Source organism: Pseudomonas sp. MWU318 (assembly GCF_016756945.1).
In the GTDB taxonomy this organism is placed as follows: Bacteria; Pseudomonadota; Gammaproteobacteria; order Pseudomonadales; family Pseudomonadaceae; genus Aquipseudomonas; species Aquipseudomonas putida_A.
The window spans coordinates 460,603-475,509 of sequence record NZ_JAESJL010000005.1; the positions used below are offsets into that span (position 1 = coordinate 460,603).

The 14,907-nt window shown below is 62.4% G+C and carries 16 protein-coding genes; 7 read left to right on the top strand and 9 right to left on the bottom strand.

From position 1 onward, the window contains the following. Nucleotides 1–9 precede the first annotated feature (9 nt). Together JN524_RS15180 and JN524_RS15185 are read right to left on the bottom strand one after the other, a co-directional pair. Complete coding sequence (locus JN524_RS15180; protein WP_097090285.1) at nt 10–1,632, bottom strand: MFS transporter; 1,623 nt, start codon at nt 1,630–1,632, stop codon at nt 10–12. Nucleotides 1,633–1,785: 153 nt separating this feature from the next. After that, complete coding sequence (locus JN524_RS15185; protein WP_202369853.1) at nt 1,786–3,432, bottom strand: GMC family oxidoreductase; 1,647 nt, start codon at nt 3,430–3,432, stop codon at nt 1,786–1,788. Nucleotides 3,433–3,565: 133 nt separating this feature from the next. Here JN524_RS15185 and JN524_RS15190 point away from each other — a divergent pair, with 133 nt between their 5' ends. The 6 genes from JN524_RS15190 (at nt 3,566) to JN524_RS15215 (ending at nt 7,845) form a co-directional block, all read left to right on the top strand. Further along, a complete protein-coding gene (locus JN524_RS15190) occupies nt 3,566–4,450 on the top strand; it encodes a LysR family transcriptional regulator (protein ID WP_134786700.1) in 885 nt (294 codons plus the stop codon). Nucleotides 4,451–4,731: 281 nt separating this feature from the next. Next, nucleotides 4,732–5,079 carry a metalloregulator ArsR/SmtB family transcription factor gene (locus tag JN524_RS15195; RefSeq protein ID WP_134786699.1) on the top strand — a complete coding sequence of 116 codons (348 nt, stop codon included), beginning with the start codon at nt 4,732–4,734 and terminating at the stop codon, nt 5,077–5,079. Between the two features lie 25 nt (nt 5,080–5,104). Beyond that, nucleotides 5,105–5,575 carry an arsenate reductase ArsC gene (locus JN524_RS15200; RefSeq protein ID WP_202369854.1) on the top strand — a complete coding sequence of 157 codons (471 nt, stop codon included), beginning with the start codon at nt 5,105–5,107 and terminating at the stop codon, nt 5,573–5,575. A 12-nt stretch (nt 5,576–5,587) separates the two neighbouring features. Continuing rightward, nucleotides 5,588–6,286, top strand: a complete 699-nt coding sequence (gene arsH / locus JN524_RS15205; protein ID WP_202369855.1) for an arsenical resistance protein ArsH — start codon at nt 5,588–5,590, stop codon at nt 6,284–6,286. Nucleotides 6,287–6,358: 72 nt separating this feature from the next. Continuing rightward, nucleotides 6,359–7,198 carry a helix-turn-helix domain-containing protein gene (locus JN524_RS15210; protein ID WP_202369856.1) on the top strand — a complete coding sequence of 280 codons (840 nt, stop codon included), beginning with the start codon at nt 6,359–6,361 and terminating at the stop codon, nt 7,196–7,198. A 68-nt stretch (nt 7,199–7,266) separates the two neighbouring features. Continuing rightward, nucleotides 7,267–7,845 carry a LysE family translocator gene (locus JN524_RS15215; RefSeq protein ID WP_097090290.1) on the top strand — a complete coding sequence of 193 codons (579 nt, stop codon included), beginning with the start codon at nt 7,267–7,269 and terminating at the stop codon, nt 7,843–7,845. Here the strand turns inward: JN524_RS15215 and JN524_RS15220 are convergent. Genes JN524_RS15220 through JN524_RS15250 form a run of 7 tightly spaced genes read right to left on the bottom strand, consistent with a single transcriptional unit; the run spans nt 7,816 to nt 14,137 of the window. Then, on the bottom strand, nt 7,816–9,210 hold the full coding sequence (locus JN524_RS15220) for an ATP-binding protein (protein WP_202369857.1): 1,395 nt from the start codon (nt 9,208–9,210) through the stop codon (nt 7,816–7,818). The genes JN524_RS15215 and JN524_RS15220 overlap by 30 nt on opposite strands. Then, nucleotides 9,207–9,869: a response regulator gene (locus JN524_RS15225; RefSeq protein ID WP_202369858.1), complete on the bottom strand. Its 663-nt coding sequence runs from the start codon at nt 9,867–9,869 to the stop codon at nt 9,207–9,209. The genes JN524_RS15220 and JN524_RS15225 overlap by 4 nt, the downstream gene beginning before the upstream one ends. Nucleotides 9,870–9,880: 11 nt before the next feature. After that, on the bottom strand, nt 9,881–10,525 hold the full coding sequence (locus JN524_RS15230) for a tetratricopeptide repeat protein (protein ID WP_098964412.1): 645 nt from the start codon (nt 10,523–10,525) through the stop codon (nt 9,881–9,883). Beyond that, nucleotides 10,522–11,331 carry an SDR family oxidoreductase gene (locus JN524_RS15235; protein WP_202369859.1) on the bottom strand — a complete coding sequence of 270 codons (810 nt, stop codon included), beginning with the start codon at nt 11,329–11,331 and terminating at the stop codon, nt 10,522–10,524. The genes JN524_RS15230 and JN524_RS15235 overlap by 4 nt, the downstream gene beginning before the upstream one ends. Beyond that, nucleotides 11,318–11,992: a TenA family transcriptional regulator gene (locus tag JN524_RS15240; RefSeq protein ID WP_202369860.1), complete on the bottom strand. Its 675-nt coding sequence runs from the start codon at nt 11,990–11,992 to the stop codon at nt 11,318–11,320. The genes JN524_RS15235 and JN524_RS15240 overlap by 14 nt, the downstream gene beginning before the upstream one ends. Then, on the bottom strand, nt 11,989–13,470 hold the full coding sequence (locus JN524_RS15245; RefSeq protein ID WP_202369861.1) for an AMP-binding protein: 1,482 nt from the start codon (nt 13,468–13,470) through the stop codon (nt 11,989–11,991). The genes JN524_RS15240 and JN524_RS15245 overlap by 4 nt, the downstream gene beginning before the upstream one ends. After that, nucleotides 13,460–14,137, bottom strand: coding sequence for a thermostable hemolysin (locus JN524_RS15250; protein WP_202369862.1), 678 nt, complete (start codon nt 14,135–14,137; stop codon nt 13,460–13,462). The genes JN524_RS15245 and JN524_RS15250 overlap by 11 nt, the downstream gene beginning before the upstream one ends. Before the next feature lie 207 nt (nt 14,138–14,344). On the opposite strand from JN524_RS15250, the gene JN524_RS15255 reads away from it, so the two are divergent. Then, nucleotides 14,345–14,893 carry a cytochrome b gene (locus JN524_RS15255; RefSeq protein WP_098964407.1) on the top strand — a complete coding sequence of 183 codons (549 nt, stop codon included), beginning with the start codon at nt 14,345–14,347 and terminating at the stop codon, nt 14,891–14,893. The last annotated feature ends 14 nt before the right edge of the window (nt 14,894–14,907 follow it).

Genomic DNA, 14,907 nt, shown 5'->3' on the forward strand with positions numbered 1-14,907 from the left:
GGTTCAGATTCAGTTCTTGTCCAGATCGATATTCTTCGTCTCCCGCAGACAAATCATTCCCACCACCAGACTCACCCCGGTAATCAGCACCGGGTACCACAGCCCATAGAAAATATCCCCGGTGTACACCACCAGCGCGAACGACACCGTTGGCAGGAAACCGCCGAACCAGCCGTTGCCGATGTGATACGGCAGGGACATCGAGGTGTAGCGGATGCGCGTCGGGAACAGTTCGACCATCAGCGCCGCCAGCGGGCCGTAGCACATGGCCGAGATGATGATCAGCGCGACGATCAGGGCGACGATCATCGGCTTGTTGATCTGCTGCAGATCGGCCTGTTGCGGGTAGCCGGCGAGGGTCACCGCGCCGCGCAGGGCGGATTCGTCATAGCCGTCGATTTTCACGTCGCCGATGCTCACCTGCACGCCGCTGCCGGCCGGGGCGGCGACGCTGGAGTAGGGCAGGCCCTGCTTGACCAGGAAGGTCTTGACCTTGTCGCACGGGCTGTCGAATTTGGCCTTGCCCACCGGGTCGAACTGGAAGGTGCAGGTGGCCGGATCGGCCAGAACGGTGATCGGCGCCTGACGGCTGGCCTGATCGATTGCCGGGTTGGCGTAGTGCGCCAAGGATTTGAAGATCGGGAAGTACAGGGCGGTCGCCAGCAGCAGGCCGAGCATCAGCACCGGTTTGCGTCCGACCTTGTCCGAGAGCCAGCCGAAAATGATGAAGAACGGCGCACCGATCACCACACTGATGATCAGCAGGCTGTTGGCCACCGCCGGGTCCATTTTCAGGAACTGGGTGAGGAAGAACAGCACGTAGAACTGCGCAGCGTAAAAGGTCACCGCTTGCCCGGCGTTGATGCTGAACAGCGCGATCAGCACAACCTTGAGGTTCTCCCATTTGCCGAAGGATTCGCGGATCGGCGCTTTCGAGGCTTTGCCTTCTTCTTTCATTTTCAGGTACGCCGGCGACTCGTGCAGGCTCAGGCGGATCCAGGTGGAAATGCCTAGCAGCACGATCGACAGCAGGAACGGAATACGCCAGCCCCAGACTTCAAACTGATCGCCGGTGAAGTAACGGCAACCGAGCACCACCAACAGCGACAGCAGCAGGCCGAGGGTCGCGGTGGACTGAATCCAGCTGGTGTGGAAACCGCGTTTGCCGATTGGCGCGTGTTCCGCCACGTAAGTCGCGGCGCCGCCATATTCACCGCCCAGCGCCAGACCCTGGAGCATGCGCAGCACCACCAGAATGATCGGCGCGGCAATGCCGATGCTGGCGTAGGTAGGCAGCAGGCCGACGCAGAACGTCGCGATGCCCATCAGGATGATGGTCGCGAGGAAGGTGTATTTGCGTCCGATCATGTCCCCCAACCGACCGAACACCAGCGCCCCGAACGGCCGCACGATAAACCCGGCGGCAAAGGCCATCAGCGCGAAGATGAACGCGGTGGTGTCGTTGACCCCGGCGAAAAACTGCTTGCTGATCACCGCCGCGAGGGCGCCGTAGAGGAAGAAGTCATACCACTCGAACACCGTCCCCAGAGACGAGGCGAAGATGACTTTCTGCGTGGCATTGCTGGTGCTGGCGCCGCTCGCGGCGTCCAGCGGCTGAGCGTGTTCTGACATATCGGTATCCCTCACAGTGATTGTTTTTGTTGTTCCACTGGTGTTGCGCGCTGCCTTGAACGAATTACACGATGCACTGTAGGAGCTGCCGCAGGCTGCGATCTTTTGATCTTGTAAAAACCAAAGGCAAAAGATCGCAGCCTGCGGCAGCTCCTACAGGGTTTGGGCCAGTTCAGGGGTTGCTGTGCAGGTCTTGATCGGTGGATTGAGGATCATCTGCGCCGCCTTCTCGGCAATCATCAGCGTAGGCGAACAGGTGTTGCCCGAGGTGATGCGCGGCATGATCGAGGCGTCGGCGATGCGCAGGCCGGGCACGCCATGCACGCGCAGTTGCGCGTCCACCACCGCGTCAGCGTCATTGCCCATGCGGCAGGTGCCGACCGGATGGAAAATCGTCGTGCCGATTCGCGCCGCTGCTTCGTGCAGCTGCTCCTCGCTTTGCAGACTGTCGCCGGGCAGATATTCCACCGGTTTGAACGCTTGCAGGGCCGGGGCGCTGACGATGCGGCGAGTCAGGCGGATCGCGTCGGCGGCCACGCGCATGTCTTCAGGATGGCTGAGGTAATTCGGTTGAATCAGCGGCGCTTCCTGCGGATCCACCGAACGGATGTCGATGCGGCCACGGCTCTGCGGACGCAGATCACACACCGACGCGGTGAACGCCGGAAAGCTGTGCAGCGGCTCGCCAAAGCGCTCCAGCGACAGCGGCTGCACGTGGTATTCAAGGTTGGCGGAAGTCTGCTCAGGCCCGGATCGGGCAAACGCCCCGAGCTGACTCGGCGCCATCGACAGCGGCCCGCTGCGGTCATACAGATAACGCAGGCCCATGCCCATCTTGCCCCAGACGCTGCCGGCGATCTGATTCAGGGTGCGGGCGTTCTGCAGTTTGTAGATCAGGCGCAGTTGCAGGTGATCCTGCAGATTGCCGCCGACCCCCGGCAACTCATGAATCACCCCGATGCCAAGACGTTCCAGCAACGGACGCAGGCCGATTCCGGAGCGCTGCAGAATGCTCGGCGAACCCACGGCGCCGGCGCAGAGGATGATTTCCTTGCGCGCTTTGAAGCATTTCACCTGACCTTCGTGACGCGCGCTGACCTTCGACGCACGGCCGTTTTCCAGCAGCACCCGATCCACTTCAACCCCGGTCAGCACCGTCAGATTGGCCCGCTCGCGAACAGGTTTGAGAAACGCCTTGGCCGCGTTCCAGCGCACCCCGGCCTTCTGGTTGACCTGAAAGTAGCCGCAACCCTCGTTGTCGCCCTGATTGAAGTCGTCGATGCTGGCGATGCCGCTCTGCTCAGCGGCGCTGCGGAAGGCATCGAGAATCGGCCATGACAGCCGCTGTTGCTCGACCCGCCATTCACCCTGGGCACCGTGAAACTCAGCGGCGCCGGCAAAGTGATTTTCGCTCTGTTTGAACAGTGGCAGCACGTCGTTCCAGGCCCAGCCCGGATTGCCCTCGGCAGCCCATCCATCGTAGTCGCCGGCCTGACCGCGCATGTAGATCATGCCGTTGATCGAGGAGCAGCCGCCGAGCACTTTGCCGCGTGGGTAGCTCAGGCTGCGCCCTTGCAGGCCGGGTTGCGCTTCGGTCTTGAAGCACCAGTCAGTGCGCGGGTTGCCGATGCAGAACAGGTAACCCACGGGGATGTGAATCCATGCGTAGTTGTCGCGCCCGCCGGCTTCGAGCAGCAACACCCGCTGCTGCTTGTCTGCCGACAGTCGATTGGCCAGCAGGCACCCGGCAGGGCCGGCGCCGACCACGATGTAGTCGTATTCTTCAAGGGAAGTCTGCATTCCCTGACCTCGCTTTTTGTTTTTATTGTCGGACACTCTAGTTGTTAGCTTTCGTTAAAAGAATGTTAGTTTTTGCGCAGCCGCTGTGCGTTTTCAAACAGTCTGGATTGACCATAGCTGACAAGGACACCCCATGTTCGACTGGAATGACCTGCGGTTCTTTCTGGAGTTGCAACGCAGCGGCCGCCTGCTCACCGCTGCCCGGCGCTTGAACACCACTCACGCCACCGTGGCCCGACACATCGAGGCGATCGAAAAAAGCCTCGGCACCGCGCTGTTCGTCCAGCACGCCCAAGGCTACGAAATGACCCCGGCAGGCGAGGCGCTGCTCAAGCACGCCGAAGCCATGGAGAACGTCGCGCTGCTGGCCCAGGAAGAAATCACCCAGTCCACCGCGCCGCTGGGCAAGATCCGCGTCGGCGTCACCGAAGGGCTGGGCATCAAGTTTCTCGCCAGCCGGATGATCGGCCTGTTCGAACGTTATCCGGGGCTGGAAGTGGAACTGGTCGCCGTGCCGCGCTTCGTCAGTATCCTCAACCGCGAGGCGGAAATCAGCATTCATCTGGAGCGCCCGGCGGCCGACATGCTGGTCACGCGCAAGCTCACCGACTATCGGTTGGCGCTCTATGCCAGCCAACGCTACCTCGACAACGCACCGCCGTTGCGCAGCCGCGAAGACCTCGGGCGGCATGCGTGGATCGGTTATGTCGATGATCTGCTGTTCAGTCAGGAACTGATGTTCCTCAACAGCTTCTGCCGCAGCCCGCGCGTGGTGTTCCATAGCACCAGCGTCATCGCCCAGCAGGAAGCGGCGCGCTCGGGATTGGGCATTGCCGTGTTGCCTTGCTACATGGCCGCGTCGGATCCGGATCTGGTGGCGTTATTGCCGGATGACAGCATCGAGCGCAGTTATTGGATCAGTACCCGGCGCGAGCTGCACAAATCGGTGCGGCTGCGGGTGGTCTGGGATTATGTCGTCGGCCTTTGCGAGGCGGAGCAGGAGCTGTTGCGCGGCTAGTCCCGCCCCGCACAAATCCCCCTGTGGGAGCCAGCCTGCTGGCGAAGGCGGTATGTCTGTGACATAGGAATCGACTGACATTACGCGGATAGTTCTGCTTGCATAAAACCCTGTGGGAGCGGGCTTGCCCGCGATGGCGGTGAATCAGCCAATGGTGATGTTGAATGTCAATCCGTCATCGCTGGCAAGCCAGCTCCCACAGGTTCTATGCCGTTACTGGGGTTGAATAATATATGGATGTCCGTATATTCGGTTTTCCATATGTTCGAGCCCGCACTTCCATGCTCACCCCCACCGAACTGTTCAAAAGCCTGGCCGATGAAACGCGTGCCCGCGCCACCTTGCTGATTGCCGAGCAGGGTGAGCTGTGTGTCTGCGAGCTGATGTGCGCCCTCGATGACAGCCAGCCGAAAATCAGCCGCCACCTCGCGCAACTGCGCAGCAATGGGTTGTTGCTCGATCGCCGTCAGGGTCAGTGGGTCTATTATCGGCTCAACCCGGAGCTGCCGGATTGGGTTCACCAGATCCTCAAAGTCACCGCGACGGCCAACGCCGATTGGCTCAAGGACAATGCCTGTCGCCTGCACAACATGGATGGCCGTCCTGCCCGCGAAACCGCGTGCTGCTGAACTTCAACTATCCCCGGAGCTATCCATGCGTGTCCTGTTCATGTGCACGGCCAACAGTTGCCGCAGCATCCTTTCCGAAGCCATGTTCAATCATCTGGCACGCGAGGGTTTCGAGGCGGTGAGCGCCGGCAGTTTCCCCAAGGGCCAGGTGTTGCCACGCAGCCTGACGACGCTGCAACAGGCCGGTATCGCTATCGACGGCTTGCACAGCAAAGGCAACGACGCCTTTGAAGGCAACCCGCCGGACATCGTCATCACCGTCTGCGACAAGGCAGCGGGCGAAACCTGCCCGGTGTACTTCGGCCCGGCGATCAAATGCCATTGGGGGCTGGAAGATCCCTCCGATGTGAGCGGTGACGAGGCCGCAGTGGATGCCGCGTTCCGTGCCACGCTGGCGATCATCGAGCGCCGCTGCGCAACCTTCCTCGGTCTTCCTTTCAAATCACTCAGGCGCGTTGAGCTTCAGCGCGAACTCGATCGCATCGGCTCACTCTGAGCCGGAGGACGTATGTCAGAGCTCCTGCCCAATCTTGATCACACGCTGTTCGAAGGCCCGATCACATCACCTTCGCACGAACACAAACCACGCATCCTGCTGCTCTACGGCTCGACCCGCGAACGCTCCTTCAGCCGTCTGCTGGTGGAGGAGGCCGCACGCTTGCTGGAGCACTTCGGTGCCGAGACGCGCATCTTCAATCCGTCCGGTCTGCCGTTGCCAGACGACGCCCCGGTCGACCATCCCAAAGTCCAGGAACTGCGCGAGCTGGTGCTGTGGTCGGAAGGTCAGGTCTGGTGTTCGCCGGAACGCCACGGTGCGATGTCGGCGGTGTTCAAGGCGCAGATCGACTGGATTCCCCTTGAGCTCGGTGCGGTGCGTCCGACTCAGGGCAAAACCCTCGCGGTGATGCAGGTCTGCGGCGGTTCGCAGTCGTTCAACGTGGTCAATCAATTGCGCGTGCTGGGGCGCTGGATGCGCATGTTCACCATCCCCAATCAGTCTTCGGTGCCCAAGGCGTTCACGGAATTCGATGAGGCGGGGCGGATGAAACCGTCAGCGTTTTATGACCGCGTGGTTGATGTGATGGAAGAGCTGGTGAAGTTCACCGTGCTGCTGCGCGAGCGCCAGGATTTTCTGGTGGATCGCTATTCCGAACGCAAGGAAAGTGCCGAGCAATTGATGGCGCGGGTCAATCAACGCTCGATCTGAAATGCACAAACCTTCTAGCCTCAACCCGCCAATTGTGGATTACTGGCCCCAGCCCACCACTGTACGCACGCCATGAGCAACTGGATCGACCTTGCCCGCGACCGGGAGACCGGCATCGAAACCCTGCACGCGCATTTCGCCGGGCATGCGCACGCCTACGATCCGCACTGGCACGAAACCTACCTGATCGGCTTCACCGAGCAAGGCGTGCAGCGCTTCAACAGCCGTCGGGCGCGGCATGACAGCACGCCGGGCAAGGTCTTCATGCTTGAGCCCGGCGACATCCATGACGGCGATGCGCCGAGCCCGGACGGTTTCACCTATCGCATGCTCTACCTGCAACCGGCATGGCTGGAGCAGGCGCTGGACGGTTTGCATCTGGGCACTTACGGCAGCGGCTTGCCGGGGATCGGCAGTGTGCTCAACGATGATCCCGAACTGGCTCGCGCCACCTTGTTTGCCTTCAATGCGCTGCATAAGCAGGACGTGCGCATGGTGCGCGATGTGGCGCTGGATGCGTTGCTGGAGCGACTGGCGATTCATCTGTACCGGCGACCGCAACCGACCGCTGCCAACCGCGCGCCATTGATCGCCCGGCAGGCACGCGATTACCTGGTGGCCTACCACGAGCAAGACATCAGCCTGCAAACCCTGGCCGACGTCTGCGGCACCGACCGCTTTCGCCTGACCCGCGCCTTCAAAGCGGCCTATGGACTCGCGCCGCACGCGTGGCTGATCCAGCTGCGCCTCAGCCGTGGCCGACAGATGCTCGCTGCCGGTATGCAGCCAGTGGAAGTCGCCAGCCGCCTCGGCTTCGCCGACCAAAGCCATCTGGGTCGCTGGTTCGTGCGTGCCTACGGCATCACGCCGGGCGCCTATCAGCAACGCGCCATTGGCACGTTTCGACGCTGAACAAACGTTCAAGACCACCACGCTGCTCAGCCATCACAGTAGGCCCTGACTTTCTACAGGGCCGTGCCATGCTTGCGTTCATCCTCTTTGCCTTCGTTGCCTCGATCACCCCGGGGCCGACCAACCTGATCGTCCTCAGCACCAGTGCCCGACGCGGCTGGCGGCCGTGCCTGCCGATCATTCTCGGCGCGGGAGCGGGCGCTGCGTCTTTGGTTTGGGTGGCCGGCGCTGGCGCCAGTACGCTGATGCTGCCCGGTGTGCGCCCGGTGATCAGTGCGTTGGGGATGGGCTGGATGCTGTGGCTGGCGTGGCAGATTTTCACGGCGCCGGCCACCGCCATCGATCCCGCCGCCGGCGAGGAAAAAGCCGAACTGGGCCTGCTCGGCGCCGCGCTGTTGCAATGGGTCAACCCCAAGTCGTGGATGATGGCGATCGCCGTGATCAGCGTATTTACCGCACAAGGGCAGGGCTTGAACGCGTTGTGCCTGGCGTTCTTTCTGGTGTCGTTGCCGTGTCTGGCGCTGTGGGCGTTGCTCGGTCGCGGTGCGGCGCGCTGGTTGAGCAATCCGGCGCAGTTGCAGTGGCTGAACCGGATTCTGGCGGTGTTGCTGGTGGTTTCATCCGCCGCTGCGTTGCTGCACAACTGAGCTAAGAGGCATCGACAAGGTGGCACGCAAGCCCCCCTCAGGCCGGTTGACCAGGGTGATCCGTCCGCCCAGGCGCAATGCGATGGTGTTGACGATGGTCAGCCCCAGCCCTGCACCTTGCGTGTTGCCACGGCTGTAAAAACGTTCGAACAGGCGCGCCCGATCTGCCTCGTCAATCCCCGGCCCTTGGTCTTCGACGCTCAGCAGGCACCAGCCCTCGGCCTGGCTCAGCTTGACCGTGATCACGCCGTGCTCCGGCGAGAAGTTGGCGGCATTGGTGATCAGGTTGCCCAAGGCGATGTCGATGGCAGCGGTGCTGGCCATGACGTGGAACGGTTGTTCGCCGTCCTCGAAGGCCAGTTCCAGGTGTTTGCTCAACAGCCACGGCGTCAGTTGCACGAGGCTGTTGCGCACGGTTTCGTTGAGGTCGATGCGCTGCAACGGCGGCGGGTTGGATTTCGGTTCGAGGCGGGCCATGGTCAGCAACTGGTTGACCAGACGGCTGGTGCGGTCGACGCCGGAAATCAGAAACTGCAACGACTCGCGGCGCTCCTGTTCGGTACCGGCCTCCAGCAGGTTTTGCGCATGCACCCGCAGCACCGCCAGTGGCGTGCGCATCTCGTGGGCGGCGTCGGCGATAAACCGTCGTTCACGGCCAAGTACCTCCTGAATCTGCGCGAGCATGCGGTTGAGCGCTGCCTGCATCGGTTCCAGTTCGCTGGGCAACGGCGTCAGTTGCAGTGGCTCCAGCGAGCCGCTGTGTCGGGCGCGCAAGGTTTGCGCCATGTTCGCCAAGGGCCTGAGTCCCCAGCCGATCGCCAGCCAGACCATCGCCGCGAGTATCAGGCTGCCGAGCACGTTCGGCCACAGCGTGTGGCGCACGATGCGATCAACCAGATCGGCGCGCACATCATCGCGTTCGCCGACCCAGATGCGCAGACCGTTCTGCGGGTCTTCGAGCATGAAGGCGCGCCAGTGACGGTTGTTCAAGTCGACCACATCGCTGAAGCCCGGCTTCGTCGGCGGGGCGGTGAACGACGGGGCACTGGCGGTGTGCACCAGCACCTCGTTTTTCGGGTTCCACACCTGGAAGGCGATCTTGCTTTCGTAAGGATGGCCGTCGACGCGTGGCTTGGCTTCGCTGAGCGCCTGATTGAACGCCTGATACAACTGCGAGTGATCCTTGCTCGCCAGCGGCATGCGCATCACGCCTTGCAGCAGGCGAGCGTTTTGCGCCAGTTGCGCGTCGTAGACTTCGGCGATTTCGTGGTTGCTGTCGTGCAGGTTGAACACGCTGAGCACCGCAAGACCGGCGAGCAACAGCCCGATGATCAGCGTCAGCGTACGGCGACGAATCGAGGTCATCGACGCTCCTCCACCAGATAACCCACACCGCGAATGGTGCGGATCAGGTCGGTGGAGAATTTTTTGCGCAGGTGATGGATGTGCACTTCCAGGGTGTTGCTCTCGGCTTCTTCGTTCCAGCCGTAAAGCAACCGGATCAGTTGGTCGCGGGTCATCACCCGGCCCGGCGGCGAGAGCAATTCATGCAGCAACTGATATTCCTTGGGCGTCAGCGCGACAGGTTGACCCTGATAGCTGACCTGCTGGGTGCCGGGGTTGAGGCTGATCCCGGCGTGTTCGATCAGCGCCTGGGCGCGCCCGGCACTGCGACGCAACAAGGCGCGCAGGCGTGCCTTGAGTTCGTCAAGGTCGAACGGTTTGACCAGATAGTCGTCGGCGCCGGCGTCCAGCCCGGCGATGCGGTCTTCGGTGGCATCGCGCGCGGTGAGGATCAGCACCGGCAGGTTCGAACCGCTGTCGCGCAGACGACGCAGCACTTCGAGGCCGTCCATGCGCGGCAGGCCCAGATCGAGTACGGCAACGTCAAAGGTTTCACTGAGCAGCGCATGCAACGCGCTGCTGCCATCCTTCAACCAATCGACGGTGTAGCCCTCGCGCCCCAATGCCTGATGAATGCCTTCACCGAGGGCTACGTCATCCTCAATCAGTAATAAACGCACGCGGACTCCTGTCAGTCGAGTTTCTTGTTCACGTCCACCAGCAGGGCGGCGATCTCTTTGCGGCGCCCGGCGTCAGCGGTTTCCCGGCCCGGGCGCGGGGCGGCCTGCTGGGCCTTGAGCAGCGCGACCCTGGCTTCAGCGTAGCGCTTCTGACGGTAGAGGTGATCGCCCCAGAAGTACAGACTGTCGATGCCCTCCGGATTCAGTTGCAGCGCTTGCTTGAGCAGTTGCTCGGCCTTGTCGCTGTCGCCGAAACCGATCGGCCAGCCCGGGACGCGATCATACAGCGCGGCGAGGCTGGTGTAGGCCGAGCCTTGCAGGGCCTTGGGGTCGAGCGTCAGGGCTTTTTCCAGATCGGCCTTGGCGTCCTTGGCCTTGCCCAAGGCACCGAGTCCGCCCTGAGCGCCGGCCCAGCTGCTGGTGACTATGCCTTTCCAGATCCACGCTTCGGCCACTGCCGGACGCTGGGTGGTGAAGGCAGTGGCTTCGGACGACAACTGCTCGAACGCGGCGGCGCGCTGTTTTTCTGCCACTTCATATTGGATGTGCGCCCAGCTCTGCTGGATGCCGTTGAGGCGTTGCTGATCGGCAGGTTCCAGCGCCCAGACGCTTTGGCTGAGGGCGGCGAGCAACAGGCATACGGAAAGTCTTTTCATGATTTTGGCGGCTCGTTGTCAGGTTTCTCACTGAGGCGGCGAATCAGCGGCAACTGCTTGCGCAGGCCTCGATCCACCAGATGTGGCAGCAGATTGTTCAGGCGTACGAAGAAGCGCTCCGGCCAGCCCAGATACAGGTCGCGGCGGTCGCCGGCGATCGCGTGGATCACCGCCGAGGCGACGGTTTGCGGGTCATCGACGTTGGCCTTGAGCGCATCGTTCAAGGCTTGCGCCGCCGCACTGTTCATCGACGTGCGCGTGGCCCGGGGCGCGACATACAGCACGTTGACCCGGGTGTCGGCCAGTTCGCGGCGCAGCGCTTCGGAGAATCCGCGCAGGGCGAACTTGGTCGCGCAATAACTGGCGTAACCGGGGTAGCCGATCGAGCCGTAAGTGGAACCGACGTTGACCACCATCGCGCTGTCGGCCTGTTTGAGCAGTGGCAGCAGCAGTTTGGTCAGGCACATCGGTGCGCTGATGTTCACCGCGAGCATCGCGTTGATGTCGCTGTCATCCAGCTGTTCAAGCATGGCGAAGTGGTTGACTCCGGCCGCGTTGATCAGCAGGTTGATGCCGCCAATGGCTTCGGCGGCGGCCAGCACTTTGCGCCGGTCGCTGAGGAAGGTCAGGTCGGCGGCGACCCAGCACAGCGAGTTCGGGTAGCGCTCAAGCAACGGCGCCAGCGCCTGCTCATGCCGCGCCACCGCCAATACCTGGGCGCCGGCGGCGCACAAGGCCTCGGCAATCGCCATGCCGATGCCGCCACTGGCGCCGGTCAACACCACCCGCGCATCACGCAGCTGCATGTTGAGCCTCCGCGTCACGCGGCAGGCCACGGAACATGTCGGTGTATAGGCGATAGACGACTTTCGAGGCGTGGATCACCGCTGCCTGATCGTCTGGATCTTCCAGCTTATTCATCAAGCGGCGATAGGTTTGCATGTGCTCGATGTCCAGTGAACCGTGCGAGCTGAGGTAGCTGAACGCGGTTTCCGGCAACGCCAGACGTTCGCGAATGCTGCCCGCCGCATGGGTGGCCAGGGCGATGCTGGTGCCTTCAAGCACATTGACCATGCCGAACAGGCCCACCGGATTGCCTCGGGCGATCAAGTCGTAGAGGAAACTGACCATCAATTCGATCGGCAGCGATGGCTGCCCGTCGCGCACCGCGTTGCGATCACCGCCACACGCGGCGATGTCGTTGAGCACCCACTGTTCATGGCCGTATTCGTCTTCGATGTATTCGCAGACGGCCTTGCGCAGCCACTCCAGCGGTGTCGGCAGGCGCGCGCCGCAGGCCATCATCAACGGCACGGTGTGGCGCACGTGGTAATACGCCTGAGCCAGAAATGCCCGATAGCTTTTCAGGCTGACCTTGCCTTGCAGGGCATCGAGGATGATCGGCAGGTTGAACAGCTCGTGACGTTCCTGCTGCGTGGCTTCTTGCAGGGTGTCGAAAAAACTCATGATGCGGACTCCTCGGAAACAGCGGATTCAGTCAATTGGGCGTGGTACAGCGCAACAATCGCCTCACGGCGTGGCCGACCATTGGCGGTCAGCAGGCCATTGGCGGCGGTGAAGGGTTGCGGCAGGCGCGTCCAGCGGTGCACCTGGGCGTAATCGGGCAGGGCTTCGTTGGCTTCGGCGACCGCTGCCGCCAGCTCCGCGTCGCTGCAATCGGCACGGTGCGGCCAGAGCAAGGCGTGGTTGTGCGGCAGGGCCTCGCCGTAGACGAAAGCCTGGGCAATATGGCGGCGCTGGGTCAGTTCCGACTCGACCCATTCCGGGTTGACGTTGCGCCCGAAACTGGTGACGAACTGGTGCTTCTTGCGGCCCTTGAGGTAGAGGAAACCTTCGGGGTCGAACTCGCCCAGATCGCCGCTCGGCCACCATTCATCAGCGTATGGCGCGTCCCCCAGATAACCGAGCAGCGCCGAGCCCTTGATCAGTACTTCGCCGTCTTCGGCCAGGCGCACTTCAACGTGCGGCAGCGGCTGGCCGACGCTACCCGGACGCCGCGCGCCGGGGCGATTGAGGCACACCACCGAGGCGCATTCGGACAAGCCATAACCTTCGAAAACCGGCAGGCCGACACGCTGCGCGCGGTGCAGCAGATCCTCCGAGACCCGCGCACCGCCGACGGCGGCGAAACGCAGTTTTTGTGGATCGAAGGCTTTCTGTTCGGCAGCGCTGACCAGCATCAGCAACAGCTGCGGCACCAGAATCAGACTCTCCGGCGCACGTCCGGCCAGATAACCCAGCAGGTGCGGTACATCGACGCCGCTGGCGCCCTGTATGCCCAAGGTTTTCTGGCTCGGCAGACTCAGCGTCGCACCGGCGTACAGCGCGGCGTAGCAGCCGAGGTTTTCCAGCAGAATCGCCAGTGGCAACAACGCCAGATGATGCTGCGGATCGGTGGATTTGCTCGCTTGATCCAGCTCACGCGCCACACACAGCAAACTGTTGGCGCTCAGGCACACGCCTTTCGGTGTGCCGGTGGTGCCGGAGGTGAAGGTCAGTTTGGCGGTGCCGGCTGGCAGGCGATTCGGGCCATCGAACGTGCGGCACCAGAACTCACCATGCTTCTCGTAACCGGCGGCGAGCAGTTCGGCGTCCAGCTCCGGTTCGGCAATCACCCGTTCGGCCTGGCTCTGTTCCAGACAATGGGCCCGTTGCGCGGGGCTGAAAAACGGCGGCAGCGTCACGCAGGTCAAGCCCTCGAACAGCATGGCCAGATCCCACAGCATCGCATCGACGCCGTTATCCAGTGCCAAGGCGATCACCTGCGCCTGTTCATCGCGCAGACGCTCCTGGCGATACAGCACCTCGGCGTAAACAGTGGCGTAATCGAGTTTCAGCGTATCGCCCCACAGCGCGGTGCTGTTGTCATTGCGCCGGGCATGGTCGCGCAGGGTTTCCTGGAAGCGTTGCAGTTCAAGCGACATGGCAGGCTCCTTCAATCGAAGTCGGCAGGCCCAATCGAGTGAACAGGCCGATATTGCGCAAATGGATGAAGCCGGCGCGGATGTTGCCGACGTGCACCCACGGCTTGCTTTCGTAATAACTGCCCCAGTGTTGACGCTCGTCACCCAGGCGTTCCGGGTCGGCGGCGCATAATGTCACTGGCTTCAGACCGAGCCGATGGAAGCTGTTGACCAGCCCGATGTTGCCGGTGAACGTCACCCATTCCAGGCCGCCCATGGCTAGCAGGTAGGTGATGGCGATGATGCTCATGCGTGCGCTGCCGGTGTCGCTGGCGGCGAGGTTGCCGACTTCGACGATGCCGGTGCGATCCACCGGACGATCGGCCGCAGCGCTGATCAACGGTTCGATCGGTTCATCCAGATAGCGCTCGAGAAACAGCGGCTCTTGATGTGCACGACGTACACCGGCCACCGCACACAGCTCACCGTCGCCGTTGTGCATGCCGAACAGCTCGGGCATAAAGTGCCGAATGTCGGCGCCGTGGGCTTTGCGAAAACGCTGCTGGATGAAAGCTTCGAAAGTCTCTCGCAGCGCGTCGTCGGGCAAGGCGCCGGTCAACGTCATCTGCGGCGTTTCGGCTTGACCGAAGCGCAGGGGCAGGGGAATGTTCCAGTCGAAATCGGGCATGGGCAGAACGCCTCCCTCAATGATTTGAGCGCAGTATCGGAGGCGTTTCTTAACGAAGTCTGAAGGTGAAAAAAGGTTAATCAACGGGCAATCTTCAGATTGTCTTAAGACTGCAAGGGCAGGGTGGCACCGTCGGTTCGCCCTGCAACCGGATCGAGACTGTCGAACGAATCGACCGTCACTCACGACAATCACGAGGCGCTACTTATGACCCGCGACACCGCCGTAACCCGTTATGGAAAACTGTCAATTACGTTGCACTGGCTGATGCTGGCGCTGTTCGTCGGCGTCTATGCCTGTGTCGAAATCAAGGGCTTCATGCCCAAGGGCAGCGAAGCGCGCGGCCTGCTGATGGGCTTCCATGGCCTGTTCGGCGCGAGCATTTTCGTGCTGGTGTGGGTGCGTCTCCTCGGCCGCTTGAGCCCACGCCCGCCGATCACTCCCAAGCCGCCAGCCTGGCAGACCGGCATCTCGCACCTGATGCACCTGGCGCTGTACGTGCTGATGATCGCCACGCCGATCCTCGCCTGGCTGATGCTCGCCGCGGCCGACAAACCCTTCCCGTACTTCGGCTTCCACGTCCCGGCACCAGTCGCCATCGACCCGGACTTCGCCAAACAACTCAAGTATTGGCATGAAACGCTGGGCAGCGCCGGCTACTGGCTGATCGGCCTGCACGCGGCGGCGGGGCTGTTTCACCACTACTGGGTGCGGGATAACACGTTGGTGCGGATGTTGCCGGGGCGCACCGAATAACCTTGATCTACCTG

What these genes read in the sequence shown, in the direction of transcription:
- JN524_RS15180 (WP_097090285.1), bottom strand. Translation starts at nt 1,632, where the DNA reads ATGTCAGAACACGCTCAGCCGCTGGACGCCGCGAGCGGCGCCAGCACC.
- JN524_RS15215 (WP_097090290.1), top strand. Translation starts at nt 7,267, where the DNA reads ATGCTTGCGTTCATCCTCTTTGCCTTCGTTGCCTCGATCACCCCGGGG.
- arsH (WP_202369855.1), top strand. Translation starts at nt 5,588, where the DNA reads ATGTCAGAGCTCCTGCCCAATCTTGATCACACGCTGTTCGAAGGCCCG.
- JN524_RS15200 (WP_202369854.1), top strand. Translation starts at nt 5,105, where the DNA reads ATGCGTGTCCTGTTCATGTGCACGGCCAACAGTTGCCGCAGCATCCTT.
- JN524_RS15240 (WP_202369860.1), bottom strand. Translation starts at nt 11,992, where the DNA reads ATGAGTTTTTTCGACACCCTGCAAGAAGCCACGCAGCAGGAACGTCAC.
- JN524_RS15230 (WP_098964412.1), bottom strand. Translation starts at nt 10,525, where the DNA reads ATGAAAAGACTTTCCGTATGCCTGTTGCTCGCCGCCCTCAGCCAAAGC.
- JN524_RS15220 (WP_202369857.1), bottom strand. Translation starts at nt 9,210, where the DNA reads ATGACCTCGATTCGTCGCCGTACGCTGACGCTGATCATCGGGCTGTTG.
- JN524_RS15255 (WP_098964407.1), top strand. Translation starts at nt 14,345, where the DNA reads ATGACCCGCGACACCGCCGTAACCCGTTATGGAAAACTGTCAATTACG.
- JN524_RS15195 (WP_134786699.1), top strand. Translation starts at nt 4,732, where the DNA reads ATGCTCACCCCCACCGAACTGTTCAAAAGCCTGGCCGATGAAACGCGT.
- JN524_RS15210 (WP_202369856.1), top strand. Translation starts at nt 6,359, where the DNA reads ATGAGCAACTGGATCGACCTTGCCCGCGACCGGGAGACCGGCATCGAA.
- JN524_RS15185 (WP_202369853.1), bottom strand. Translation starts at nt 3,432, where the DNA reads ATGCAGACTTCCCTTGAAGAATACGACTACATCGTGGTCGGCGCCGGC.
- JN524_RS15245 (WP_202369861.1), bottom strand. Translation starts at nt 13,470, where the DNA reads ATGTCGCTTGAACTGCAACGCTTCCAGGAAACCCTGCGCGACCATGCC.
- JN524_RS15250 (WP_202369862.1), bottom strand. Translation starts at nt 14,137, where the DNA reads ATGCCCGATTTCGACTGGAACATTCCCCTGCCCCTGCGCTTCGGTCAA.
- JN524_RS15190 (WP_134786700.1), top strand. Translation starts at nt 3,566, where the DNA reads ATGTTCGACTGGAATGACCTGCGGTTCTTTCTGGAGTTGCAACGCAGC.
- JN524_RS15235 (WP_202369859.1), bottom strand. Translation starts at nt 11,331, where the DNA reads ATGCAGCTGCGTGATGCGCGGGTGGTGTTGACCGGCGCCAGTGGCGGC.